The sequence below is a fragment of the Streptomyces sp. NPDC044704 genome (genome assembly GCF_056433525.1).
Genome location: NZ_JBWKGY010000013.1, coordinates 1 through 23,299, shown reverse-complemented (window position 1 = coordinate 23,299; position 23,299 = coordinate 1). Strand labels below are relative to the sequence as shown.

Below are 23,299 nucleotides of genomic sequence, written 5' to 3'. Positions count from 1 at the left end.
GTGTCCAGCATGCGTATCGTGCCCATCATTCCGGGCCCGCCGGAGGAGTTCTGGACACTCCGCACCCGACGGGCCGACAATCACCCTGTGACGTCGAGTTTCGAGTTCCCCGCCTACCCCGCTCCGCGGCTCTCCGACGCCGAGCGCGACCGGGCGCTGGGCCAGCTCAGGGAGGGTGCGGCCCTCGGCAGGCTTTCGCACGACACCTTCCTCCGGCGGATGGAACTCGCGCTCGCCGCCCGCCGCGCCGAGGACCTCGCCGTCCTCACCGCGGACCTCCAGACCCGCGAGGCCGCCGAAACCCCGTGGAGCCGTCGGCTGTTCGGCTGGGTGGGCCGCGCCTCGGCCGTGTCGGTCGGCGTGCGGCGGGCCTGGCAGGCCGAGCGGCTGCCCCGCCTCCTGCTCCCGCACCCGGGCGCCGGACCGCTGCGGATCGGCCGCGATCCGGGCAACGGCCTGCGGCTCAGCCACGACACCGTCTCGCGGGCGCACGCCGAACTGAGCATGCGCGACGGTCTGTGGGTGATCAAGGACCTCGGTTCGACCAACGGCACCACCGTCAACGGCACCCGCGTCTCCGGCTCCGCCGTGGTCCGCGACGGCGACCAGATCGGCTTCGGACAGATGACGTTCCGGCTCTCCGCGAACTGACGGCTCCTCGGACCGGCCCCGGCCGGGCGGCGGACCCCGGCCGGGCGCAGGATGACGGCATGGAAGAACCCACGCCCGCGGTGCGCCCGGCGCGCCCCGAAGACCTGCCGCGCCTCGTCGAACTGATCCACGAGCACATCGCCTACGAGCGCTCCGCGCCGCGCCCGCCCGGCCTCGCCGCCCGGCTCGGCCCGCAGCTCTTCGCCGACGAGCCCCGGCTGTGGGTGCTGCTGGCCGAGACCCCGGAGGGCGCCGTGGCCGGATACGCCGCCTGCTCGGCCGAGTTCGCCTTCTGGGACGCCCGCCACCACCTCCACATGGACTGCCTGTACCTGTCCGAGGGCGCCCGGGGCCACGGCCTCGGCCGGGCCCTCATGGAGGCCGTCGCCGCCCTCGCCCGCGACCTGGGCCTGGACCACGTCGAATGGCAGACCCCCGACTGGAACGAGGGCGCGATCCGCTTCTACGACCGCCTCGGCGCGACCGGCCGCCCCAAGCGCCGCTACGCCTGGCCGGTCCAGGGGTCCTAGTGGCCGGGGGCCGTGAGGCGTTCGTAGGCGGCCAGGACCGTCCGGCACTGGTGTTCCACCTGGGTGGCCACCGGGACCCAGCGGCCCTGGAAGCGGGCCGAGAACTCCTCGCACCAGCCCGTCACCAGCCGGTCCAGGCCCGGGGCCGCCGGATGGGCCTGGGCCCGCAGGACGCGCAGGAGCATCGCGGCGGCCCGCAGCGACAGCCGCCGCCCGAAGGCGTCGATGCTGCCGATGGCGGCCGCCGTGGCCTCGACGGGAGCGCCGGGCCCCGTCCACTCGGCGGCGATCCGGGGGATCAGCGCCAGGGTCCAGTCCACGGCGCGCAGCAGTGCGGCGGCGGCCGGGTCGGCGCCCCGGGTGGTGTCCCGCAGGCCGGCCACGCGCCCGGCGTCCTCGGTGAGCCTGCCCGCGAGGACGCGCAGGGCGTGCCGGGGGTCCGGGTGCGGGGCCGGGTCGTCCACCAGGTCCGACGCCCACATCGGGACCTCGACGATCGCCGTGGTCCCGTGGTGGCGGTGGACGCGGTACCAGGTGCTGAGCCGGGTGTCCTCGGGATGGAAGGCCCCGGCGGGGCCGCTGCCCGGATCCGGCATCACGAAGATCCCCGGCCCGGGGGAGGGCCACCCGGCCGCGTCGGACGCGCCGGTCTCCACCGGGATCCGCAGTTCGGCCGCCGACTTCCCGAACGGTTCGGCCAGCCCCGGTATGTCCCGGGTGAGCTGGACCCAGGAACCGCCGAGGTCCGTGCCGTGGAGGGAGACCTGGAGGACGGGCCGCAGTTCGTCGATGAGGGAGTTCAGCGCGAGGGTTTCGGGCGGCAGCCGGTCCGGGGTGAGTAAAGAGGGCGCCCACTCGGGCTGTTCGGGCCCGGGCGGCCGGAAGAAGTTCCGGTGGTAGTCGAGGAGGGAGTACGGGCGGGGCGTGCGGTGCAGGTCCGCGCCGTCCGGGTCGGCGCAGAGCAGGAAGTGCCAGCCGGCCCCGGCCCCGACGGCGGGGTCCCGGATGATCCGCCGGGCGAGCGAGAGGGCGGTGGCGCCGCCGACGGGCTCGTTGGCGTGGGCGCCGGCGACGACGAGCACGTCACGGGGGCCGGCGCCGGAGACGACGGGCACGTCGCGGGGGCCGCCGCCGGCGCCGACGGAGAGCAGCCAGAGCGGCGCTCCCGCCCGGGAGGTTCCGGCCTGGCGGAGCCCGACCCGGGCGGGGTGCTCGTCCGCCAGCGCGCGGGCGGCCAGGGCGAGTTCACGGGGCGTGGGGTAGCGCATGTCACGGAGGAGGGTCACATGTGATGCCATGCCCGCCGCGCACGCCCCCTACTGCTCCCCGCGCCCCGCACTTCGCCGAATGTCCGAGGAAAACCCCTGGCCAACGCCTTGCGGCGAGCCATCGCGGGGGCCCGTGCCCCGCCTCCGGACCCGCCCCGACCGGGGGCCGGGCCGGACCCGCCGGGGCCCGATCCCGCCCCCGCACCCGGGCGGCGCCCCGCCCGGGCCCGGGCCCTGGGCCTGCGGGCGGCCCTGCCTCCGGTGCCTGCCCCGGGCCCAGCGCCTGGCCCCACGCTGGGCCCCACGCCTGGCCCCGCGCCGGGCCCCGCGCCGGGCCCAGCGGCTGGCCCCGCGCCGGGCCCCGCGCCTGGCCCTGCCCCGGGCCCGGGAGCCTGCGGGCGGCCCTGAGCCGGTGCCTGCCCCGGGCCCTGCTCCGTGCCCTCCCCGGGGCCTGCCCGGGCCCCGGCCCCACCCCCACCCCCCGGCGGCGCCCCCGTCCCCGGCCCGGCCGCGGTCAGTCGGTCCGGATCAGGGCCAGGGCCGGGTGGGGGGTCAGGAGGGCGGCCAGGTCGGCGTGGCCCTCGTACGGGACGGCCGGGGGCCGCGGGCCGGAGCCGGGGAGGGGGGTCCAGCGGCCCGGGGGAAGGGCCAGCGTGGTGCCGCGCCAGCCGCCGGCCTCCGCCAGCCGGTGCGAGAGGCGGGTGGCCACCGCGACGATTCCGCCGGGGCGGGCGAAGGCGACGCAGTGCTCCGCCGCCGGGCCCCGGGCGGTCAGCGGGACGTACCCGGTGAACAGGGCGGGCCGGTCGCGGCGCAGCCGCAGCAGGGCCGCGGTCAGGGCGAGCTTCTCCCGCGCGACGCCCTCCGGCTCCGCCCCCGCGTCCAGTTCGGCCAGCTCCCGCCGGGCGAAGCGGGCCGGGCGGCGGTTGTCCGGGTCGACCAGGGCCCGGTACTCGCCCTCCGCGCCCTGGTACACCTCGGGGACCCCGGGCATCGCCAGGTGCAGCAGGGTCATGCCGAGCACCCCCGCCCGGGCCGCCCGGTCCAGCTCCGGCGGGAGGCCCACCGCCGCGTCCGGGACCAGCCCCGGGACGCCCTCCTCGTACGCCCCGTCGGGGTCGGTCCACGAGGTCCGCAGCCCCGCCTCCCGTGCGGCCTTCAGCAGGGCCGCCGCCAGCCGCTCCGCCCGCTCGGGGGCCTCGCCGAGCCCCAGCGCGCTCTGCCGGGCGACCCAGGCCAGCTGCGGATCCGCCGCCTCCGGCGCCGGGGCGTCCATGAGCTCCGGGGCCTGGGACAGGACCGCGATGCGGGCCCGGACGTCCGCGCTGCGCTTCGTGTCGTGCGTGGACAGCACGGTCCCCGAGGCGGGCCAGTCCCGCTCCAGGGCGGCGCAGTACGCGTGGAACTCCGCGACCTCCACCGCCGGCGCGCCCGGCTCACCGCCGACCTCGGTGGCCGACAGCAGCGGGGCCCAGCGGTAGAAGGCCCGGTCTTCCAGGGACTTGGCGCGCAGCGCCGCCGAGGTCTGGGCGAACCGCGCCGCGAAGGCCGGATCCCGGGCCAGGAGGTCCCGTACGCCGTCCGCTGCGGCCTTCCCGGCCCGCAGGGCCGCCTCCTCCAGGGCGTCCGGGGCGGGGCCGGGGCCGTCCGGGTAGGGCCGGTAGACCGGGTAGGCGATGAGCAGTTCCCGCACGGCGGGCGCCAGTTCGGGTCCGGCGCGGCGTTCCAGGGTGGCCAGTTCGGCGGCCAGGTCCACGGTCAGCACCTCCCGCGCCGAGGCCGCGGCGGTCTCCTCCCAGGAGGGCAGACCGGCGGCGCGCCCGTAGGCGCGGGCCAGCGACGCCGCGCCCGCCGGGTCGGTGAACAGCCCGTCGATCCGGTGCAGCGCGTCGTACCCGGTGGTGCCCGCCACCGGCCAGGCGGGCAGCAGCCGTTCGTCGCGGGCCAGGATCTTCTCGACCACCACCCAGCAGCCCTCGCCGACCGCTGCCCGCAGCCGTCGCAGGTACCCGCCGGGGTCCGCGAGTCCGTCCACGTGGTCGATCCGCAGACCGGCCACCACCCCGTCCCGGACCAGCTCCAGTACCTTCGCGTGGGTGGCGGCGAAGACGCCGGGATCCTCCACGCGGACCCCGATGAGGTCCGAAATGGTGAAGAAGCGCCGGTAGTTGAGCCCCGTGCGGGCCTCGCGCCAGTACGCCGGCCGGTACCACTGGGCCGCCAGCAGCTCCGGCAGCGGCAGGCCGGCCGTGCCGGCCCGCAGCGGGAACTCCTGTTCCCCGTACCGCAGTACGTCCCCGCGCGCCTCCACGGCGTACGAGGCGGCCGGTTCGCCGAGCACGGGCAGCAGCAGCTGTCCGCCGCCCGCCTCCCAGTCGATGTCGAACCAGCGCGCGTACGGGGAGTGCGGCCCCTCCCGCAGCACTTCCCACAGCGGCCGGTTGAGGTGCAGGGGCGACGGCACCGCCATGTGGTTCGGGACGATGTCCAGGACCAGGCCGAGCCCGTGCGCGCGGGCCGTCGCCGCCAGGGCCCGCAGGCCGTCCTCGCCGCCGAGCTCCTCCCGCACCCGGGAGTGGTCGGTGACGTCGTACCCGTGCGAGGAGCCGGGCACCGCCTCCAGGACGGGGGAGAGGTGCAGGTGCGACACGCCGAGGGACGCGAGGTACGGTACGGCCGCCCCGGCCGCCGCGAACGGGAACTCCGGGCACAGCTGGAGGCGGTAGGTCGACGCCGGGGTGACAGGATTCGGAAGACCAGATTCCGTATGGGGGCTGGGCTGCGGCAGGCTCATGAGAACGTACGTACCCAGCCTGCCGGATTCCGTGCCATTACCCAATGCATCCGGGTGACTCCACCGGGTTAGCGTTGATCAAGTGGTTGGAACCGTCAACACCTATCGAAAAGTCATCGCCCTGACCGGGCCCCTACTCCCCCTCGTCTCCTTCTTCGCCCGACTGCCCGTCGCGATGTCCCAGTTCGGGAGCGTCCTGCTGGTCGCCCAGACCAGCGGCTCCCTCGCCACCGCCGGCATCGTCGGCGGCACCCTCTCCGCCGGCCAGGTGGTCTTCGGACCCGTCCTCGGCCGGCTCGCCGACCGCCACGGGCAGCGGCCCGTCGTCCTGACCGCGGCGGCCGTCAACGCCGTCGCCACCGCCGCCCTCGTCACGGGAGCCCTCAGCGGCCTCGCGACCGTCCCGCTCGCCGCGATCGGCGCCGTCACCGGCGCCTCCGTACCGCTGATCGGCCCGCTCGCCCGGACCCGCTCCGTCGCCCTCGCCCACCGGGCCGGGGCCGACGAGGGCGTCGTCGGCGCCGTCCACTCCCTCGAAGGCACGCTCGACGAGGTCTCCTTCGTCTTCGGTCCGGCCCTCGTCGGTCTCGCCGCCCTCGTCGCGCACCCCGCCGTCGCCCTCGGCGGCGCGGCCGGACTCGTGGCCGTCTTCGGCACCGCCTACGCCCTGCACCCGACCGCCGCCGTCACGGCCGGGTCGCCCGCGCGGGCGAAGGAGGAGCCGGGCCGGGCGCGTCACCCCCGCGTGGTCCACGCCGTCCGCGGCTCCCTCGCCCTCCAGGGCGCCATGTTCGGCGCCTGCCAGGCCGGAATCGCCTCGCTGACCGACCGGTTGGGCGTCCCCGGCCAGGCCGGGATCGTGTACGCAGCCATGGGCGTCGTCAGCGCCGCCGTCGGACTCGCGCTCGGCGCGCTGCCCGCCCGCTTCGGACTGCGGCTGCGCTGGCGGGTGGCCACCGCGGCCGCGCTGGTCCTGTCGGTGCCCCTGCTGTTCACCGACGCCCTCTGGCCGCTGTACGCGGTGGTCACCGTCCTCGGCGCCGCCTACGCCCCCCACCTGATCACCGCGTTCGCGCTCACCGAGCGGGTCGTGGAACCCGCCCGGCTCGCCGAGGCCATGGCCTTCGCCGCTAGCTCGCTGGTCGCGGGGCAGGCCGTCGCCCTCGCCGTCTCCGGGCGGCTGGCCGAGGGGTACGGGCCCGCCGGGGCCTTCGCGGTGGCCGTGGGAGCGGCCGCCCTCTGCCTGACCCTCGCGCTCGTCACCCGCGTCCCGTCCGCCCGTACCCCCGGCCAGTCCTTCGTCCCCGCCCAGCGGACCGGCTCCCCGGCCGTCGGGGAGGGCAGCGCCACCTACGCCGGACGCTGAAGCACCACCAGGGACCGCCCCGTCAGCGCCACCCGGTCCCCGGCCGCGTACTGCGGCCCGGTGCCGGGTGGCAGGACGTCCGCCCGCGCGGTGTTCACCACCAGGTGCCAGCGCGCGCCGTGCCCGGCCGGGATCGTGAAGTCCTGCGATTCCGCACCCGCGTTGAACATGAGCAGGAACGAGTCGTCGGTGATCCGCTCACCGCGCGTGCCGGGCTCGGAGATCGCCTCCCCGTTGAGGAACACGGCCAGCGCCCGCGCGTGCTGCGCCTGCCAGTCCCGGGCCCGCATCTCCTCCCCGTGCGGGGTGAACCACGCGATGTCGGAGAGCTCGTCGTGCGTGCCCTCCACCGGCCGGCCGTGGAAGAACCGGCGCCGCCGGAACACCGGGTGGTCCCGGCGCAGCCACACCATCCGCCGGGTGAACTCCAGCAGGGCGGGCGGCTCCTTGCCCGGCTCCGGCCAGGCCACCCACGACAGCTCGTTGTCCTGGCAGTAGGCGTTGTTGTTGCCGCCCTGCGTCCGGGCGAACTCGTCGCCGTGGCTGAGCATCGGCACCCCCTGGGACAGCATCAGGGTCGCCGTGAAGTTCCGCATCTGGCGCTCGCGCAGCTCCAGGACCTCCGGGTCCTCGGTCGGCCCCTCCACCCCGCAGTTCCACGACCGGTTGTGGGTCTCCCCGTCCCGGTTGCCCTCCCGGTTCCCCTCGTTGTGCTTCTCGTCGTACGAGACCAGGTCGTGCAGGGTGAAACCGTCGTGGCAGGTCGTGAAGTTGATGGACGCCAGCGGCCGCCGCCCGTCGTCCTGGTAGAGGTCCGAGGAACCGGTGAGCCTGCCCGCGAACTCCGCGAGCGTGCGCGGCTGCCCCCGCCACAAATCCCGTACCGTGTCCCGGTACTTGCCGTTCCACTCGGTCCACAGCGGCGGGAAGTTCCCCACCTGGTAGCCCCCCTCGCCCAGGTCCCAGGGCTCGGCGATCAGCTTGACCTGGCTCACCACCGGATCCTGCTGCACCAGGTCGAAGAACGACGACAGCCGGTCCACCTCGTGGAACTGCCGGGCCAAGGTGGCCGCCAGGTCGAAGCGGAAGCCGTCCACGTGCATCTCGGTCACCCAGTACCGCAGCGAGTCCATGATCAGCTGGAGCACGTGCGGGGAGCGCATGAGCAGCGAGTTCCCGGTGCCCGTGGTGTCGGTGTAGTGCCGGGCGTCCTCCCCGAGCCGGTAGTAGGAGGCGTTGTCCAGTCCGCGGAAGGACAGCGTCGGACCCAGGTGGTTCCCCTCGGCGGTGTGGTTGTAGACCACGTCCAGGATCACCTCGATCCCCGCCTCGTGCAGCGCCCGCACCGCCGACTTGAACTCCAGCACCTGCTGGCCGCGGTCACCCGACGCGTAGCCGTTGTGCGGGGCGAAGAAGCCGATGGTGTTGTAGCCCCAGTAGTTGCTCAGCCCGTCGTTCGCGAGCCGGTGGTCGTTGACGTACTGGTGCACCGGCATCAGCTCCAGCGCCGTCACCCCGAGCTTCGTCAGGTGCCCGATGACCGCCGGGTGCGCGAGCGCCCCGTACGTGCCCCGCAGCTCCTCGGGCAGGTCGGGATGGCGCATGGTCAGCCCCTTGACGTGCGCCTCGTAGAGCACCGTGTGGTGGTACTCGTGGCGCGGCGGCCGGTCGTTGGCCCAGTCGAAGTACGGGTTCACCACGACCGAACTCATCGTGTGCGGGGCCGAGTCCAGGTCGTTGCGGGAGTCGGGCCGGCCGAAGTGGTAGCCGTACACCTCCTCGCCCCAGTCGACGGTCCCGCTGATGGCGCGCGCGTACGGGTCCAGCAGCAGCTTCGCCGCGTTGCAGCGCTGCCCGCGTTCGGGCTCGTACGGGCCGTGGACCCGGAAGCCGTAGCGCTGGCCCGGCATGATCCCGGGCAGGTAGGCGTGACGGACGAAGGCGTCCGTCTCGCGCAGCTCGACGGCGGTCTCCGAACCGTCGTCGGCCAGAAGGCACAGTTCGATGCGGCGGGCGGCCTCGGAGTAGACCGCGAAATTGGTGCCGGCGCCGTCGTACGTGGCGCCGAGCGGATACGCCTGTCCCGGCCAGACCTGCATAGATAACGACTCTTCCCTCGGTGTCGGAGGATGTCCCGGCTGATCCGGCGTGGACCACGTCACTGCCAGATCTTCCCCGAAAGAGGGTCTCCACGCGTGGACTTGGGATGCTCCTACCGGGTGACCCGGAGAGCTGACGGTCGGGTCAACGGACTGTCTGCGCATCACATAATGAGTCAACGGACGGCCGGAGCAGGGTGTATGGGGTCACCCGGCGGCCGCTTCGGGCTGCGTCGGGCCGTGCGCGCGGAGTACCCTTCCGTGATCACTGGAGACGGGCGTCCAGACGCAGAAGGCGGTGCACGGGTGAGCTCGGGAGGTCTGGAGCTGCCCCCTGGTGACGGCGGTCACGAGGGTGGCCCGGCGGATGCCCCAGGAGGCGCCCCCGCCGGGGTGACGGCCGGGGCGGTGTCGCTGGCCCCGCCGGCGGCCGGGAGCGTACGGGCGGGCGCCGAGCTGGACTGGGGAGCCGACGCGTGGAGCGAGGTCCGTACGCGTGCTCAGCGGGCGGGCCGCGCGTACATCTGGCTGAACCTGATCGAGCAGCGGCTGCGGTCCGTCGTCGGCGCCGTCCTGCGGCCCGTCTACGAACCGGTGCACGGCGGGGACGACTGGGTGGTCGCGGCCGCCGGACCGGCCGGTCAGGAGTGGGTGCAGCGGGCCGTGGCCGTGCGCGAGGTCAGCCGCCGCAAGGGCTACCTCCTCGACCCCGCCGACGACAACGTGCTGAGCTTCCTGACCCTCCCGCAGCTGCGGGAGCTGATGGTCCAGCACTGGCCCTGCTTCGAGCCCTACTTCGACGACCGGCGCGAGATCGAGCTGGCGCTCGACGAGCTGGAGGTCACCCGGAACGTGGTCTCCCGCAACCGGGCCCTGTCGCGGCCGGTGCTGGAGCAGGCCGAACGGGCCTCGGCGCGGCTGCTGGAGGTGCTCGGCGCCGGCGCCGGCAGCCCGGCGGCGGACCGGCTGCCGATCGACGCGGTCGAGGACCTCGTCGGCGACCGGTACGCGGACGTCATCTCGGTCCACCCCGACCGGGTCCGGCTCCAGCGGCAGCTCCCGGCGGAGGACCTCTTCGGCGGCGCGCGGCGCCTCGACGCCATCGGCATAGGGCTGAACCTGCTGGTCCAGAACTTCTCCGGCCGAAGACTCGTGCGGCTCACCGAGGCGGGCTGCCGGGTACGGCTGCTGTTCCTGAACCCGGCCAGCAGCGCGGTCAAGCGCCGGGAACGGGAGCTGGGGCTGCGCAAGGGCGAACTGAGCCGCGCGGTGGAGATGAACATCCTGCACGTGCGCCGGGTCCGGGCGGGGCTGCGGGACCCCTCGCGCTTCGACATCCACGTCTTCGACGAGACCCCGCGCTTCACCGCGTACCTGGTGGAGGGGGAGAACTCGGGCATCGCGGTCGTCCAGTCGTACCTGCGCCGGGCCCGGGGCATGGAGGCCCCGGTGCTGGTGCTGCGCGGCGGCGGACGGGGCGTCCCCAAGGACGCCGACCACGGCCTCTTCGCGACCTACCGGGAAGAGTTCGAATCGGTGTGGGAGGACTCCCGGCCGGTGTCGTGACGGGGCCCCCGCCCGGTCGTGATCCCGGGGGGCCGCGGCCCCCCGGCGGTCCCGGTGTCAGTGCCCCGTGTCAGGCTGAAAGCCGTTGACCGGATACACGGGGGAGGGCACGTCATGGCGGCGTGGCACGGGGGAGCGCTGGTCGGATTCGACCTGGAGACGACCGGTACGGAGCCGGGGGAGTCCAGGATCGTGACGGCCGCGGTGATCGAGGTGCGGGGCGGCGAGGTGCACGCGCGGCGCGGCTGGCTCGCGGATCCGGGGATACCCATCCCGGAGCAGGCCTCGGCGATCCACGGCATCAGCACGGAACGGGCCGTCGCCGAGGGCCGGCCCGTCCGGGAGGTCGCGGACGAGGTCGCGGAGGCGCTGGCCGGGCACTGGCTGCGGGGCGCGGTGGTGGTCGCGTACAACGCGGCCTTCGACCTGACGCTGCTCTCCGCCGAGCTGGCCCGGCACGGACTGCCGTCGCTCGCGGACCGGCTGGGCGGGGCGGAGACGGGGCCGGTGGTGGACCCGCTGACCATCGACCGGGCCGTGGACCGCTACCGGCGCGGCAAGCGGACGCTGGAGGCGGTGTGCGGGGTGTACGGGGTCACCCTCGACGCGGCGCACGACGCGGGGGCCGACGCGCTGGCGGCGGTGCAGGTGGCCCGGGCGATAGCGGCCCGGCATCCCGAGGTGGCGTCGCTCACCCCGGCGGCCCTGCACGACCGGCAGGGCACCTGGCACGCCCGCTGGGCCCGCGACTTCCAGTCCTACCTCCGCAAGCAGGGCACCCCGGACGCGGTGATCGACACGGCCTGGCCGCTGCGCGGTCTCGTCCCGGCCTGAAGCCGGCCGGCAGCCGTGCGGGCCCCAGGCGGGGACGCGTCAGAACGGGTGCCAGCGCAGCTCCGTGTCGCCTTCGCGCAGGGAGGCGACGCGGCGGCGGAACTCGGCCAGGGCCTTCGGGTTGGCCGGCGCGTGCTGGGAGACCCAGGCACAGCTGGCCGTCTCCCGGGCGCCGCGCAGCACCGCGCAGCCGTCCCACTCGCGCACGTCCCATCCGTACGCGGAGACGAACGCCCCGTAGGAGTCGGCGGGCAGTCCGTACCGGTCGCGGGCCAGGGCCATCACCACCAGGTCGTGCTCCCGCAGATCGGCCGAGACGGTCTCCAGGTCCACCAGGACCGGCCCGTCCGGGCCCACGTGGACGTTGCGGGTCAGGGCGTCGCCGTGGATCGGACCGGGCGTCAGGTGCGGGGTGAGGGCGGCCACCTCGCCCGCGTAGGCGTCGCGCCGGGCCCTCAGGTAGGCGGCGTCCGCCGGGTCGACGGAGTCGCCGGCCAGCCGCAGCCAGCGCTCGACGCCGTCCAGGAGGTTCCGGGGAGGCAGGGCGAAGGGCGGCGCGGGCAGGGCGTGGAACAGGCGGAGCAGCCCGGCCAGGTCCTCCGGCCCGGCCGGACGGACCGCGTCCGGGAGCCGGTTCCACAGGGTCACGGGGTGGCCGGCGACGAGCCGGGCCTTCGGCTCGGCGGCGGTGACGGCCGGGATCCCGGCCTGCTCCAGCCAGTGGGCCACGGCCAGTTCGTGTGCGGCCCGCTCGGCGAGCGCGGCGTCCGCGCGGCCCACCTTCACCACCAGGTCCCCGGCGGCGAAGACCGCGTTCTCGCCCAGGGCCAGCAGGGTGGCGGCGGCGCCGCCGAGGCCCGCGGCGTCCAGCACGTCCCTGGCCTGTGCCTCGTCCATCTCGTTCTCCGGGTCCGGACCGTCGTGAATCCGCCCAGTCTCGCATCCGCGCGCGGTCCCCGGCCCCGTGGGCCTGACGCGTCCCCCCACGCGTCAGGCCCACGGCAAGGCTCCGCACCGCAAAGGCGGCGCGGGGCCCGGAGGAGCGACCCCCGTTCGCTGAAATGAAGTTATCTAAATTTGGAAAACCGATCAAGTGGTCCTGTCGTTAGAGTTGGTGCACCCGCCGAGCCAGCCCAGGAGAGCCCATGCCGGTTCGTCACGTCGACGGACACCTGCTTCGCAAAGTACGCCGCGCCGCCGACCTGACCCAGGGGGAGATCGCGGACCGGCTCGGCGTCTCCGTACCGGCGGTGGTCGGCTGGGAGAGCGGCAAGTCGGTGCCGGACGGGGAGAAGCTGCCGGCCCTCGCGCAGGCGCTCGGCGCGGACCTCGACGAACTGTTCCCCCGTCACCTGCCGCCGGACCTCGCCGACCTGCGCTGCGACGCCGGGTACTCCCAGTACCAGACGGCCGCCATCACCGGGACGCGCAGCGCGGGCCCGGTCGCCAACGCCGAACGCGGCAGGCGCCGCCTGTCGGAGAAGTTCCTGCCGCTCCTCGCGCAGGCGTACGGCGTGGGCGTCGCGGAACTGCTGGCCGCGGAGGAACGCTCCTTCAGCCCCGGCGGGCCGGCCGCCGCGGACGGCCCCGTACGGGCCGCCGTGCCCGCCCCCGCGCCCGAGTCCGGCGCCGGACCGGCGGACCCGCCGGCCGGGCTGCCCGGCACCCTGGCGGAGAAGCTCGCCCACCTCCTGGCGGAGACCTACACCGCCCCGCACCCCACCGACGCCCAGATCGCCGAACGCGGCAACGCGAAGGCCGGGGCGGGGGTGCTCAGCGAGGACCTCGTCCGCGGCCTGCGCACGGGCGAGGTGGAGGCGGCGTCCGAGGAGGTCCTCGACGCGCTCGCCGCGGCGCTGGCCGTGCCGCCCCTCTTCTTCAGGAGCGACGACGCCGAGGTGCACCGGATCATCAGCGGCATGCGGCTGGTGCGCGGCGGCCTGGCGGGCATCGCCGCCCGGGGCGGGGACGACGGCCTCCCGCCCGAACTGCTGGACTTCATCGGCGGCGTCGTCGACGGGATGCGCCCCGGGCCGCCCCTTCCGGATCGTGCCGGGCGGGACCTTCACGGCACTCGCTAGTGCCGTGACCCGGTGGACCTTTTCCGGTCACGGCAGTCCCTAGGCCCGGGAGTCCTCCAGGACCTCCTCCGCGACCGCGGGATCGGCCCGCGCGTACGCCTCGCAGACGCGCAGCAGCCACGGCACCTCGTCCGCGTAGAAGTCCTCGCCCGCATCGGGGAACTCGGCCGGAACGCCGGGTTCGCGGGCCGGGTCGCGCATGTTCAGGCGGGCGGAGAGGATCCAGTACGCCTGGGCGACGGCCTCGGCGTCCTGGCCCGTGTGCCCCTCGCTCTCGGCGAGTTCGAGGGACACCTGGTAGAGGTCGTCCGGGGCCCGTCGGCGCATGGCGTGGATGACGTCGCGGATCTCCGTGACCCAGCGGCCCAGCCGTACCTGGGGCGAGGCGTCGTGCGCGAACAGGTCGCGCGCGGTGACGAGGCGCCCGGCCCGGGACCGTCCGGGCAGCGGCCGGCCCGGCGCCCGGCGCACCAGGTCCGGGGCGGTCAGTGCCAGGTCCCGCCACAGCGGGTGGAGCCGCGCCAGCATCCGGTACGCCCGCACGCGGTTCACCGCCGCCTGGCTGGCCGGTGCGATGACGCCCAGGGTCCAGCACAGGAAGGAGGTGTAGAGCAGGACGTCGGTGGCGGTCTCCTGGGCGTTGGCGGCGTCCTCCGGGACCGGGAGGAAGGCCACGACGACGGCGTACGCGGCCCGGACCGCCGCGTACAGGGCGCCCGCCGCCATGCCGACGGCCATCACGGCCAGCCCGGTCCGCAGCGTCCGGCGGGCGGCCCCGCGGGCGGCGCCCGCCCACTGGTAGCCGCACAGTCCGATGACGGCGCCGCAGTAGCCGTAGAAGGGGGGCATGTAGACGGCCAGGCCCGCCTCACCCGCGTGCCGGGCCATGAACTGCGAGTCCTCCGGTACCGGTCCCCGGTCCAGGACCAGCAGGAAGACCGCGGCCATGGCGGCGACGACGAGCACGGCCGCCGTCACGGCGTGCCGCTGGACGGCCACGGTCACGCGCGCCCGCCGGGAGGAGGAGCCGTCGCCGGCGGCGCCGCGGTAGACGGCCGCGACGTACCGCAGGAGCACGCACATGCCCGCGACCACGAAGCAGTGCTTGAGCAGCGTCGACAGGTCGAACACGCCGAGGCCGTCCACGAGTCGGCGCCCCAGGTCGGTGCGCATCAGCCAGGCGCAGGCGAGCACGGCGAAGGCGCCCCACAGGGAGCGTTCGCTGGTGCGTCCGCGCAGGGCCGAGGGGATCCTCCAGAGCGCCTGGGCGAGGAGGAGGAACACGATCGCGTAGGTCAGGACGTCAGACAAGGCCGCTCCTGGCCGGTCGGGAGAAAGGGCGCGAGAGGGTGTCGTCGAGGCCCCGCAGGGTGCCGTCCTCGATCCGGTCGGAGGCGAAGGCCTCCTCGTGCAGCAGGTCGGCGATCATCTCGGCGCGCAGCTCCACGTGGGAGTCGTAGCGGTGCCGGGCCATGAACGGGCCCGTGCCGGCCAGGCGGGCCGTCAGTTCCGGTGAGAGCTCGGGCAGGAGGGACGCCGTCTGCCCGCCCTGCGTCGTCGGGTCGTCGCACCACAGGTGGGCGAGCTCGTGGAAGACGACCCGCTGCCGGTGGTACCCGGAGATGCTCTCCGGGATGAAGATCAGGTCGAGGAGCAGCCGTTCGTGGTGGATCCACAGCCCGCAGACGTCGCTCCGTCCGAGCAGCCGGTCCGGAGCGGACACCAGCTCGATGCGGCGTCCGCGTTCCGCCTCGATGGCGGCGACGAGCGAGGCCGTGCTGAAGGGGCGGGGCAGCGGCATGGAGCGGACCGCGCGGCGGGCCTCCTTGCGGACGGCCCGATGGCTGACGGGGCCCGGGGTGTCGCTGCCCGTCCGGCCCGACCGGCGCATGAACGTTCCTCCCGGCACCTTTCGGCACCTCCCCGCAGTCTCCCGGACACGATCGGACCGGAGGTCGAAATCCTAGGCCAGGGGGTGGGGTCCGGTGCGGGCGGGGACCGGCTTGTGGACGCGGGCGGTCCGGATGGCAAATCAATTGCACGAGACGTCTCGTCTCGTTTAGGCTCGTTCCATGACCGCAGCCAAGCCCGCACACATCGCCATGTTCTCCATCGCCGCCGCAGGCCATGTGAACCCCAGCCTCGAAGTCATCCGCGAACTCGTCGCCCGGGGCCACCGCGTCAGCTACGCCATCCCCGCCGCCTACGCGGACACGGTCGCGGTGACCGGCGCCACCCCGGTTCTCTGGAACTCCACCCTCCCCACCGACGACGACCCCGACGCCTGGGGCACCGAGCTCATCGACAACATCGAACCCTTCCTGAACGACGCCGTCCAAGCCCTCCCGCAGCTCGCCGCCGCCTTCGAAGGGGACGAACCCGACCTCGTCATCCACGACATCACCTCCTACCCGGCGATCGTCCTCGCCCGCCGCTGGGGCGTCCCCGCCGTCTCCCTCTCCCCGACCCTGGTCGCCTGGGACGGGTACGAGGAGGAGATCGCCGAACCCATGACCGCCCCGCTGAAGGCCTCCGAACGCGGGCGGGCCTACTACGCCCGCTTCCGCGCCTGGCTCGACGAGAACGGCATCCCCGACGACCCCGACCGGTTCGTCGGCCGCCCGCGCCGCAGCATCGTCCTCATGCCGAAGGCCCTCCAGCCGCACGCCGACCGGGTCGACGCGAACGTGTACACCTTCGTCGGCTCCTGCCAGGGCGACCGCGCCGACCAGGGCCACTGGCAGCGCCCGCCGGCCGCCGAGGGCAAGAAGACCGTCCTGGTCTCCTTCGGCTCCACCTTCACCAAGCAGCCCGCCTTCTACCGGGCCTGCCTCGACGCCTTCGCCGCCCTCCCGGACTGGCACCTCGTCCTCCAGATCGGCAAGTTCACCGACGAGAGCGAACTCGGCGAGATCCCCGCCAACGCCGAGGTCCACCGCTGGGTGCCCCAACTGGACATCCTGCGCCGGGCCGACGCCTTCATCACCCACGCCGGAACCGGCGGCTGCCAGGAGGGCCTCGCCACCGGCACCCCGATGGTCGCCGTCCCCCAGGCCGTCGACCAGTTCGGCAACGCCGACATGCTCGTCGGACTCGGAGTCGCCCGCCACCTCCCCATGGCCGAGGCCACCGCCGAGGCCCTGCGCACCGCCGTCCTGGAGCTCACCGCCGACCCCCAGGTCGCCGCCCGCGCCGCAGAGATCCGTGCCCGGATGGCCACCGAAGGCGGCACCCCCCAGGCCGCCGACCTCATCGAGGCCGAACTTCCCTAGGCCCTGTCGTCAAACTCCCGTCTGCCCCGCGACGCCTGGCACGCGCTCTCGCCGCACCGGGCGAAAGCCAAGTACGTCCAGTACGCGGGCTTCCGCCCGGCGCACCGAGAGCACGCACCAGACGCCGCAGGGCCGCCCTCCGGGCGACGACGGGAGTTTGACGACAGGCCCTAGTGCCGTGGCCGGAAAGGTCCACCGGGCCGCGACCCGGCAAACCCTTTCGGCCACGGCGCCAGCCACCGCCTAAGGTGCCGCCATGACGAACAAGACGAGCACCCGGGCCACCCCCAAGAAGTACGCGGCACTGCTGCGCGGCATCAACGTCGGCGGGGCGAAGAAGGTCCCCATGGCGCAACTGCGCCCCCTCATCGAGGCGCTCGGCCACGACGACGTGCGGACCTACCTGCAGAGCGGCAACGCCGTCTTCGGCAGCACCCGGCAAGACCCCGACGCGCTCGCCCGGGAGCTGGAGGACGCCATCGAAGCCCACTTCGGCTTCCGGGTCGCCTGCCTCGTCGTCGACGGCGACCACCTCCAGGCCGTCGCCGACGCCTGCCCCTTCCCCGCCGCCGAACTGGAGGGCAAGCAGCTCCACGCCACCTTCTTCTCCGAGCAGCCCGCCGAGGACCGCTTCCGGTCCGTGGACCCGGCGGCGTACCTCCCCGAGGAGTACCGCCTCGGGGACCGGGTCCTGTACCTGTACGCCCCCGACGGCCTGGGCCGCTCCAAGCTGGCCGAGGCCCTCGCCCGGCCCGCCGTCGTCAAGGGCCTCGACGTGACCACCCGCAACTGGAACACCGTCGTCAAACTCGTCGAACTGACCCGGCCCTGACGGCGGGCCCCGACGGCCGGCTCCGACCACCGGCCCCTACGAGGTGAGCCCGTCCAGCAGCGCCAGCTCCCGCGGCTCGAACCGGATCGCCCCCGCCGCCAGGTTCTCCGCGAGGTGGACGGGAGAGCCCGTGCCCGGGGTCGGGCACAGCACCGGCGAGTGGTGCAGCAGCCACGCCAGGGCGACCTGCCCCGGGCCCGCGCCGTGCGCGGCCGCCACCGCGGTGACCGCCGCCGCGCTCTCCCGGGTCAGGGCCCCGCTGCCCAGCGGGTAGTACGGCAGGAAGGCGATGCCGTGCGCCTCGCACAACGCCAGCACCTCGGCCGAGGAACGGTCCAGCAGGTTGTACGGGTTCTGCACCGCCGCGATCGGCAGCAACTCCAAGGCCAGCCGCAGCTGTTCGGGAGAGACGGTGTTCAGCCCGATGTGCCGGATCTTGCCCTCCGCCCACAACTGCGCCAGCGCACCCAGCTGTTCGGCCATCGGCACCGCCGGGTCCAGACGGTGCAGCTGGTACAGGTCGATCCGCTCCACCCGCAACCGCCGCAGGCTCGCCTCGCACATCTCCCGCAGCTGCTCCGGACGCCCCGCCACGTGCCACCGGTCGGGCCCCGTGCGGACCACCCCGCCCTTCGTGGCGATCACCAGCCGCTCCCCGTACGGGTACAGCGCCTCGGCGATCAGCTCCTCGGCCAGCGCCGGACCGTAGTTGTCGGCCGTGTCGATCAGGGTGACCCCCGCCTCCACGGCCGCGCGCAGCAGCGCGTGCGCCTCGGCGCGGCCGCCCCGGGCGCCCCAGTAGCCGGCCCCGACCAGACCGCCCGTACCGAGCCCCAGACGCCGTACCGGCAGGTCCCCGCCCATCTCGAACACCGTGTCCACCATGGCCCGACGGTATCGCGGCACGGCCGGTGTGCCAGGCTCTGGGCATGCGTTACATCATCATCGGCGCCGGGGCGATCGGCGCGACCATCGGCGGACGCCTCGCCGGAGCCGGCCTCGACACCGTCCTCGTCGCGCGCGGGGCGCACGCCGAGGCGCTGCGCGCCGACGGACTGCGGCTCACCACCGCCGACGGGACGCACGTCCACCGGCTGCCCGTGGTCACCGCGCCCGCGGAACTGGGGGCGCTGCGCCCGGACGACGTGCTGCTGCTGACGGTGAAGACCCAGGACGCCATCGCCGCGCTCGACGCGTGGGGCGACGCCGAGGTCGAGGGCGGCGGCACCGCGGCCCAGCGGCTGCCGCTGCTGTGCGCGCAGAACGGCGTCGAGAGCGAACGCCTCGCCCTGCGCCGCTTCGCGCGCGTGTACGGCGTCTGCGTGTGGCTGCCCGCGACCTTCCTGGAGCCCGGTACGGTCTCCGCGCTGTGCGCCCCGCTCACCGGGATCCTGCACCTCGGCCGCGCGGCCGGCGGCACGGACCGCAAGATCCGCGACATCGCCGCCGACCTCGCCGGCGCGGGCTTCGGGGCGCCGGTCGTCGAGGACGTGATGCGGTGGAAGTACGCGAAACTCCTCGGGAACCTGGGCAACGCCATCCAGGCGACCACCGGCCCCGAACCCGACCCGGCGAAGGCGGCGCTGATGCTGCGGGCCGTCCGCGAGGCGAAGGCGGCCTTCGAGGCGGCGGGCATCGACTGCGCCACCGAAGCCGAGCAGTCGGCCGCCCGCGACGGCAAGGTCGACCAGCCGGCCGGCGTCCGCGGCGGTTCCTCCTGGCAGAGCCTGGCCCGGGGCACCGGCTCGGTGGAGGCCGACTACCTCAACGGGGAGATCTCGCTCCTGGGCCGCCTCCACGGGGTGGCGACCCCCGTCAACGACGTGCTGCGGCACGCGGCGAACATCTTCGCCCGCGAGTCCCTGCCGCCCGGCGCCATGTCCGTCGAAGACCTGACCGCCCTGGCCGACGAGGCCGCGGCCCGCGCCTGACCGACCCGGCACGGCAGAGCCGGGACCCGCAACGGACGGGTCCCGGCTCTCCCCCCGCGGTACGTCAGGCCGTCAGCGCCTCGCGGGCGTCCGGCACGGTCCGGGCCGGCCCGGCCGCGTCGAAGCGGCGCAGCAGCAGGCGGGCCAGTTCCGGTGCGGCGCCCAGCACGTCGGCCACCACGTCCGCGCCGGACTCGGCCGCGCCCGCCGCGATGCGGTCGGGCAGACGCCCGGGCGCGATGACGTACGGGGCCACCGCGATCCGGCGGACCCCTTCGGCGCGCAGGGCCCGTACGGCGTCCTCCGTACGGGGAAGAGCAGCGGAGGCGAACGCAGGCCGCACGGCGCACCAACCGGTGTGCCGCCACTCCCGCGCGATTTCAGCGATCACTGCGATCGCCTCCGGGTCGGAGGATCCGGCGGACGCGAGCACCACACCGGTGCCGGCGCGTTCCGCCGGGGTGAGGCCGAGACCGGCCTCGGCGAGGCGGCGTTCCAGGGCCGCCACCAGGAGCGGGGACGGCCCGAGGACGTCCGCGACCCGGACCGCGAGGCCCGGGAGGCGGGTGGTCGCCTCGGACAGCACGGCCGGGATGTCGGCCTTCGCGTGGAAGGCCCGCGTCAGGAGCAGCGGCAGGGCCACGACCTCCCGGACCCCGGACAGGTACAGCGAGGCCAGGGCCTGCGAGACGGTCGGGCCGTTGAAGTCCAGGAAGGACGTCTCCACCCGCAGCCCCGGCCGCAGCTCCCGGGCCCGCCCGACGAGGGCGTGCACGGTCGCCGCGTGCCGCGGGTCGCGGCTGCCGTGGGCGATGACCAGAAGTGCGCGGGACACGGGACTCAGCTCTTGACCAGCAGGCCGCGCGAGCGGAGCACCCACCGCTCGACCGGGCTGAAGATCAGCAGGTCGATGGCGATGCCGACCACGAGGATCAGGATGATCGCGAGGAACACGCCCGGAAGGTCGATGTTGTTGCGGCCGTTCTCCAGCAGCTGGCCGAGGCCGAGGCCCAGGTCGGGGGAGCTGGCGATGATCTCGGCGGCCATCAGGGAACGCCACGAGAAGGCCCAGCCCTGCTTCAGCCCGGCCAGGTAGCCGGGCAGCGCGGCGGGCATCACGATGTGCCGGGCGCCGCGCAGGCCGGTGGCGCCCAGGGTGCGGCCGGCCCGCAGGAACAGCGGCGGGACCTGGTCGATGCCGGAGACGAGGCCGTTGGCGATGGACGGGACGGCGCCCAGCAGGATCACCGTGTACATCATGGCGTCGTTCAGGCCGAACCAGAGCACGGCCGGCGGCACCCAGGCCACCGACGGCAGGGACTGCAGGCCCTGGAGGATCGGTCCGATCGCGGCGCGGACGAACTTCACCCGGGCCACGAGCAGGCCGAGCGGCGTACCGATGGCCAGGGCCAGCAGGAAGCCGAGCAGACCGCGCGACACGCTGGTCCAGATGACCTCCAGCAGCGTGCCCTTGACCCACATGTCGGACAGGCTGTCCCACACGGCGGACAGGGCCGGGAGCTTGGTCTCGTCGGTGACCTTCGCCGCGACGAGGATCTGCCACACCAGCAGCACGAGGCCGACGGCCAGCAGCGGGGGCAGGACCTTCTTGACGAGGACCTCGCGGACCGGGGTGCGGTGGGTCTCGACCGCGTCGAGGGCGTCGAGGCCCGCTTCCAGGCCGGCCAGGTCGTCGCCCTTGCGGGTGGAGACCTCGGGGGTGGTGTCAGTGCTGGCCATGGCGGCGGATCTCCCCACGCAGGTGTTCGGTGATCTCAAGGGACAGTTCCGCGACGTCGGCGTCCTCGATGCGGCGCGGCTGCGGGATGTCCACGGTCCATTCCTTCGCGACGCGTCCGGGCCGGGAGGAGAGGAGGACCACGCGCTGGGCGAGGCGGACGGCTTCGCGGACGTTGTGGGTGACGAAGAGGACGGAGAGGTTCGTCTCGGCCCAGATGCGGGTGAGTTCGCCGTGGAGCACGTCGCGGGTGATGGCGTCGAGGGCGGCGAACGGCTCGTCCATCAGGAGCAGTTGGCTGTCCTGGGCGAGGGCGCGGGCGAGGGCGACGCGCTGGCGCATGCCGCCGGAGAGTTCGTGGACGCGCTTGCCGTACGAGCCGCCGAGCCGGACCAGTTCCAGCAGCCGCTCTGCCTCGGGCTTGCGGTCGGCCTTGGCGACCCCGCGCAGACGCAGGGCGAGTTCGATGTTCTTGCCCGCGGTCAGCCACGGGAAGAGGGCGTGCTCCTGGAACATCAGCGCGGGACGGCCGCCGGGGGTCTCGATGGACCCCACGGTCGGCTTGTCCAGCCCCGCGACCAGGTTCAGGAGCGTGGACTTGCCACACCCCGAGGCCCCCAGGATGGTGACGAACTCGCCGGGAGCGACATCGAGGCTGATGTCGTCCAGGACGAGCTGCGATCCGGCCGGGCCGGAGAAAGACTTCGAAACGTGCTCGATGCGCGCGGCGTGCGTCAGCTCCGCTGCGGTGCCCTCGGCAGCCTTGGCAAGCGTGGTGGCCATGGTCGTCACCTCCTGGGGGTTGCTGAACTACGGAGTTACTTGGTGCCGAGACCGGCGTCGGAGACCTCGGGCTTGCCGGCGGCCTTGAGGACCTTGTTCAGGAGCCTCAGGTCGTAGATGCCGGCGAGGTCGGGCTGCTCGATGAGCTTGGCCTTGACCGCCCAGTCGGACTCGGTCTTCAGGGTGGTGGCCAGCGGGTCGTCGGTGACGAGGATGCTCTTCCACGCCGGGTCGATGACCTTGGCTTCGAGCGGCTTGCCGCCCTCGGCTTCCAGCCTGGCGTTCGCGGAGGCCTTGGCCTTGTCCGGGTTGGCGTTGATCCACTCGTTGGTCTTCACCGTGCCCTTCAGCACGGCCTCGACCACGTCCGGGTGCTCGTTGAGGAACTTCTGCGACACGATGATGTTCGTGATCACGAACTTCTTGTCGGGCCACAGGTCGGTCTCGTCGAGGAGGACGGAGGCGCCGTCGGAGACGAGCTTGGAGGCCGTGGGCTCCGGGACCCAGGCGCCGTCGATGGAGCCCTGCTTGAAGGCGTCCGGGGTGACCTTGTTGTCGGTGCGGACGACGGAGACGTCGCCCTTGCCGGACTCGGGGTCGACCTTCCAGCCCTTCTCGGAGATCCAGTTGAGGAACGCGACGTCCTGGGTGTTCCCCTTCTGGGGGGTGGCGATCTTCTTGCCCTTGAGGTCGTCCAGGGTCTTGATCTTGTCCGGGTTCACGACGAGCTTGACGCCGCCGGAGGCCGAGCCGGAGATGATGCGGAGGTTGGAGCCCTTGGACTTGACGTAGCCGTTGATCGAGGGGGAGGGGCCGATGAAGCCGATGTCGAGAGAGCCGCCGTTGAGGGCTTCGATCTCGGACGGGCCGGCGTTGAAGGACTGCGGCTTGATCTTGGTGCCGTTCAGTTCCTTCTCGATCAGGCCTTCCTGGAGGCCGACGAGGGCGGTGGCGTGCGTCAGGTTCGGGAAGTAGCCGATGCGGACCTCGGATGCGGAGAGCTTCTTGGCGCCGTCGGCGACGTTGGCGGCCGTGTCCTTGGGCTCGTCCTTCTTGGCCTCGGAGCCGTAGCCGCAGGACGCGAGGGCACCGATCAGGAGGGGCAGGGCGGCAGCGGCCACGATGCTGCGGCGCAGGGTGGTACGGGTGGTTCCGGTGGCAGGCACGGGAGGACTTCCTCTCGTAGCGTCATCTCATGACGCACGTCTTCGTCTGTGGAACAAGGGCGGGTACGGCTGGAGGGGGGTGAGGGCGCGCATGCGGTGCGCGTACGTCATCGCGCACATCGCGCAACCCCTCCCTGGCCGCTGCCGAGGGCGCCGCTGCCCACGCGGCCGCCCTCCTTCGCGAAAGTGGAGTAGACGTCGGTCTTCACGGGTTAGAAGTCCCACCCTTCTTCATCCGCCTGGACGGTGGTCTCGGCCTGGGAGGCGAAGGACTCGCCCGCCATGCCGGCCGCCAGGGTGGTTCCGTCGGCGGGGTCGATCAGCAGGAAGGACCCGGTGCGGCGGGAGTCGGCGTAGGCGTCGAGCGCGAGGGGCTCGGCGGTGCGGA

21 protein-coding genes are annotated in these 23,299 nt (G+C 74.0%); 9 read left to right on the top strand and 12 right to left on the bottom strand.

Annotated elements, in window-relative coordinates; all coding sequences use genetic code 11:
• Nucleotides 1–87 precede the first annotated feature (87 nt).
• A complete protein-coding gene (locus AC07B0_RS27555; protein ID WP_467296901.1) occupies nt 88–651 on the top strand; it encodes an FHA domain-containing protein in 564 nt (187 codons plus the stop codon).
• Between the two features lie 59 nt (nt 652–710).
• Nucleotides 711–1,181, top strand: a complete 471-nt coding sequence (locus AC07B0_RS27550; RefSeq protein WP_469379106.1) for a GNAT family N-acetyltransferase — start codon at nt 711–713, stop codon at nt 1,179–1,181.
• On the opposite strand, the gene AC07B0_RS27545 is transcribed toward AC07B0_RS27550, so the two are convergent.
• The gene (locus AC07B0_RS27545) at nt 1,178–2,467 is read right to left on the bottom strand and encodes a M14 family zinc carboxypeptidase (RefSeq protein ID WP_478899175.1); all 1,290 of its coding nucleotides are present in this window, start codon (nt 2,465–2,467) and stop codon (nt 1,178–1,180) included. The genes AC07B0_RS27550 and AC07B0_RS27545 overlap by 4 nt on opposite strands.
• Before the next feature lie 496 nt (nt 2,468–2,963).
• Entirely contained in the window at nt 2,964–5,243 is a 2,280-nt protein-coding gene (gene treY / locus AC07B0_RS27540) for a malto-oligosyltrehalose synthase (protein WP_478899122.1), read from the bottom strand.
• Nucleotides 5,244–5,325: 82 nt separating this feature from the next.
• Between treY and AC07B0_RS27535 the strand changes: the two genes are divergently transcribed.
• The gene (locus AC07B0_RS27535; protein WP_478899121.1) at nt 5,326–6,609 is read left to right on the top strand and encodes an MFS transporter; all 1,284 of its coding nucleotides are present in this window, start codon (nt 5,326–5,328) and stop codon (nt 6,607–6,609) included.
• On the opposite strand, the gene glgX is transcribed toward AC07B0_RS27535, so the two are convergent.
• Nucleotides 6,594–8,708, bottom strand: coding sequence for a glycogen debranching protein GlgX (glgX, locus tag AC07B0_RS27530; protein ID WP_356883487.1), 2,115 nt, complete (start codon nt 8,706–8,708; stop codon nt 6,594–6,596). The two genes, AC07B0_RS27535 and glgX, sit on opposite strands and share 16 nt — an antisense overlap.
• A gap of 306 nt (nt 8,709–9,014) precedes the next feature.
• Between glgX and AC07B0_RS27525 the strand changes: the two genes are divergently transcribed.
• Entirely contained in the window at nt 9,015–10,274 is a 1,260-nt protein-coding gene (locus AC07B0_RS27525) for an SAV2148 family HEPN domain-containing protein (protein ID WP_478899120.1), read from the top strand.
• A gap of 114 nt (nt 10,275–10,388) precedes the next feature.
• A complete protein-coding gene (locus tag AC07B0_RS27520) occupies nt 10,389–11,108 on the top strand; it encodes a 3'-5' exonuclease (protein ID WP_356883483.1) in 720 nt (239 codons plus the stop codon).
• A 39-nt stretch (nt 11,109–11,147) separates the two neighbouring features.
• Here the strand turns inward: AC07B0_RS27520 and AC07B0_RS27515 are convergent, their stop codons facing one another.
• Nucleotides 11,148–12,005: a phosphotransferase gene (locus AC07B0_RS27515; RefSeq protein WP_478899119.1), complete on the bottom strand. Its 858-nt coding sequence runs from the start codon at nt 12,003–12,005 to the stop codon at nt 11,148–11,150.
• A gap of 248 nt (nt 12,006–12,253) precedes the next feature.
• Between AC07B0_RS27515 and AC07B0_RS27510 the strand changes: the two genes are divergently transcribed.
• Nucleotides 12,254–13,189, top strand: a complete 936-nt coding sequence (locus tag AC07B0_RS27510) for a helix-turn-helix domain-containing protein (protein WP_478866389.1) — start codon at nt 12,254–12,256, stop codon at nt 13,187–13,189.
• A 39-nt stretch (nt 13,190–13,228) separates the two neighbouring features.
• On the opposite strand, the gene AC07B0_RS27505 is transcribed toward AC07B0_RS27510, so the two are convergent.
• Complete coding sequence (locus AC07B0_RS27505) at nt 13,229–14,500, bottom strand: MAB_1171c family putative transporter (RefSeq protein ID WP_478899118.1); 1,272 nt, start codon at nt 14,498–14,500, stop codon at nt 13,229–13,231.
• Entirely contained in the window at nt 14,493–15,080 is a 588-nt protein-coding gene (locus AC07B0_RS27500) for a hypothetical protein (RefSeq protein ID WP_356884280.1), read from the bottom strand. The genes AC07B0_RS27505 and AC07B0_RS27500 overlap by 8 nt, the downstream gene beginning before the upstream one ends.
• A gap of 181 nt (nt 15,081–15,261) precedes the next feature.
• On the opposite strand from AC07B0_RS27500, the gene mgt reads away from it, so the two are divergent.
• Together mgt and AC07B0_RS27490 are read left to right on the top strand one after the other, a co-directional pair.
• Nucleotides 15,262–16,461, top strand: coding sequence for a macrolide-inactivating glycosyltransferase (gene mgt, locus AC07B0_RS27495; protein WP_478899117.1), 1,200 nt, complete (start codon nt 15,262–15,264; stop codon nt 16,459–16,461).
• Nucleotides 16,462–16,717: 256 nt separating this feature from the next.
• Nucleotides 16,718–17,293 (top strand): DUF1697 domain-containing protein, encoded by a 576-nt coding sequence (locus AC07B0_RS27490; protein WP_356884246.1) that lies wholly within the window; start codon nt 16,718–16,720, stop codon nt 17,291–17,293.
• Between the two features lie 36 nt (nt 17,294–17,329).
• Here AC07B0_RS27490 and AC07B0_RS27485 read toward each other — a convergent pair whose 3' ends face one another.
• On the bottom strand, nt 17,330–18,178 hold the full coding sequence (locus AC07B0_RS27485; RefSeq protein ID WP_478899116.1) for an aldo/keto reductase: 849 nt from the start codon (nt 18,176–18,178) through the stop codon (nt 17,330–17,332).
• A 44-nt stretch (nt 18,179–18,222) separates the two neighbouring features.
• Between AC07B0_RS27485 and AC07B0_RS27480 the strand changes: the two genes are divergently transcribed.
• Complete coding sequence (locus AC07B0_RS27480) at nt 18,223–19,224, top strand: ketopantoate reductase family protein (protein ID WP_356884242.1); 1,002 nt, start codon at nt 18,223–18,225, stop codon at nt 19,222–19,224.
• A 64-nt stretch (nt 19,225–19,288) separates the two neighbouring features.
• Here the strand turns inward: AC07B0_RS27480 and AC07B0_RS27475 are convergent, their stop codons facing one another.
• From AC07B0_RS27475 to AC07B0_RS27455, 5 genes are all read right to left on the bottom strand, one after another.
• Nucleotides 19,289–20,068 (bottom strand): sirohydrochlorin chelatase, encoded by a 780-nt coding sequence (locus tag AC07B0_RS27475; protein ID WP_478866432.1) that lies wholly within the window; start codon nt 20,066–20,068, stop codon nt 19,289–19,291.
• On the bottom strand, nt 20,065–20,964 hold the full coding sequence (locus tag AC07B0_RS27470) for an ABC transporter permease (protein WP_356884239.1): 900 nt from the start codon (nt 20,962–20,964) through the stop codon (nt 20,065–20,067). Before AC07B0_RS27470 ends, AC07B0_RS27475 begins: the two co-directional genes overlap by 4 nt.
• Nucleotides 20,951–21,745 (bottom strand): ABC transporter ATP-binding protein, encoded by a 795-nt coding sequence (locus AC07B0_RS27465; RefSeq protein ID WP_356884237.1) that lies wholly within the window; start codon nt 21,743–21,745, stop codon nt 20,951–20,953. Before AC07B0_RS27465 ends, AC07B0_RS27470 begins: the two co-directional genes overlap by 14 nt.
• Before the next feature lie 35 nt (nt 21,746–21,780).
• Nucleotides 21,781–22,911, bottom strand: coding sequence for an ABC transporter substrate-binding protein (locus AC07B0_RS27460; protein WP_478899115.1), 1,131 nt, complete (start codon nt 22,909–22,911; stop codon nt 21,781–21,783).
• A 212-nt stretch (nt 22,912–23,123) separates the two neighbouring features.
• Nucleotides 23,124–23,299: elongation factor 1-alpha C-terminal domain-related protein (locus AC07B0_RS27455; RefSeq protein ID WP_478899174.1), on the bottom strand; the 176-nt coding region annotated here is incomplete at its 5' end.

What these genes read in the sequence shown, in the direction of transcription:
- AC07B0_RS27550 (WP_469379106.1), top strand. Translation starts at nt 711, where the DNA reads ATGGAAGAACCCACGCCCGCGGTGCGCCCGGCGCGCCCCGAAGACCTG.
- treY (WP_478899122.1), bottom strand. Translation starts at nt 5,243, where the DNA reads ATGAGCCTGCCGCAGCCCAGCCCCCATACGGAATCTGGTCTTCCGAAT.
- glgX (WP_356883487.1), bottom strand. Translation starts at nt 8,708, where the DNA reads ATGCAGGTCTGGCCGGGACAGGCGTATCCGCTCGGCGCCACGTACGAC.
- AC07B0_RS27520 (WP_356883483.1), top strand. Translation starts at nt 10,389, where the DNA reads ATGGCGGCGTGGCACGGGGGAGCGCTGGTCGGATTCGACCTGGAGACG.
- AC07B0_RS27515 (WP_478899119.1), bottom strand. Translation starts at nt 12,005, where the DNA reads ATGGACGAGGCACAGGCCAGGGACGTGCTGGACGCCGCGGGCCTCGGC.
- AC07B0_RS27510 (WP_478866389.1), top strand. Translation starts at nt 12,254, where the DNA reads ATGCCGGTTCGTCACGTCGACGGACACCTGCTTCGCAAAGTACGCCGC.
- AC07B0_RS27500 (WP_356884280.1), bottom strand. Translation starts at nt 15,080, where the DNA reads ATGCGCCGGTCGGGCCGGACGGGCAGCGACACCCCGGGCCCCGTCAGC.
- mgt (WP_478899117.1), top strand. Translation starts at nt 15,262, where the DNA reads ATGACCGCAGCCAAGCCCGCACACATCGCCATGTTCTCCATCGCCGCC.
- AC07B0_RS27490 (WP_356884246.1), top strand. Translation starts at nt 16,718, where the DNA reads ATGACGAACAAGACGAGCACCCGGGCCACCCCCAAGAAGTACGCGGCA.
- AC07B0_RS27485 (WP_478899116.1), bottom strand. Translation starts at nt 18,178, where the DNA reads ATGGTGGACACGGTGTTCGAGATGGGCGGGGACCTGCCGGTACGGCGT.
- AC07B0_RS27480 (WP_356884242.1), top strand. Translation starts at nt 18,223, where the DNA reads ATGCGTTACATCATCATCGGCGCCGGGGCGATCGGCGCGACCATCGGC.
- AC07B0_RS27470 (WP_356884239.1), bottom strand. Translation starts at nt 20,964, where the DNA reads ATGGCCAGCACTGACACCACCCCCGAGGTCTCCACCCGCAAGGGCGAC.
- AC07B0_RS27465 (WP_356884237.1), bottom strand. Translation starts at nt 21,745, where the DNA reads ATGGCCACCACGCTTGCCAAGGCTGCCGAGGGCACCGCAGCGGAGCTG.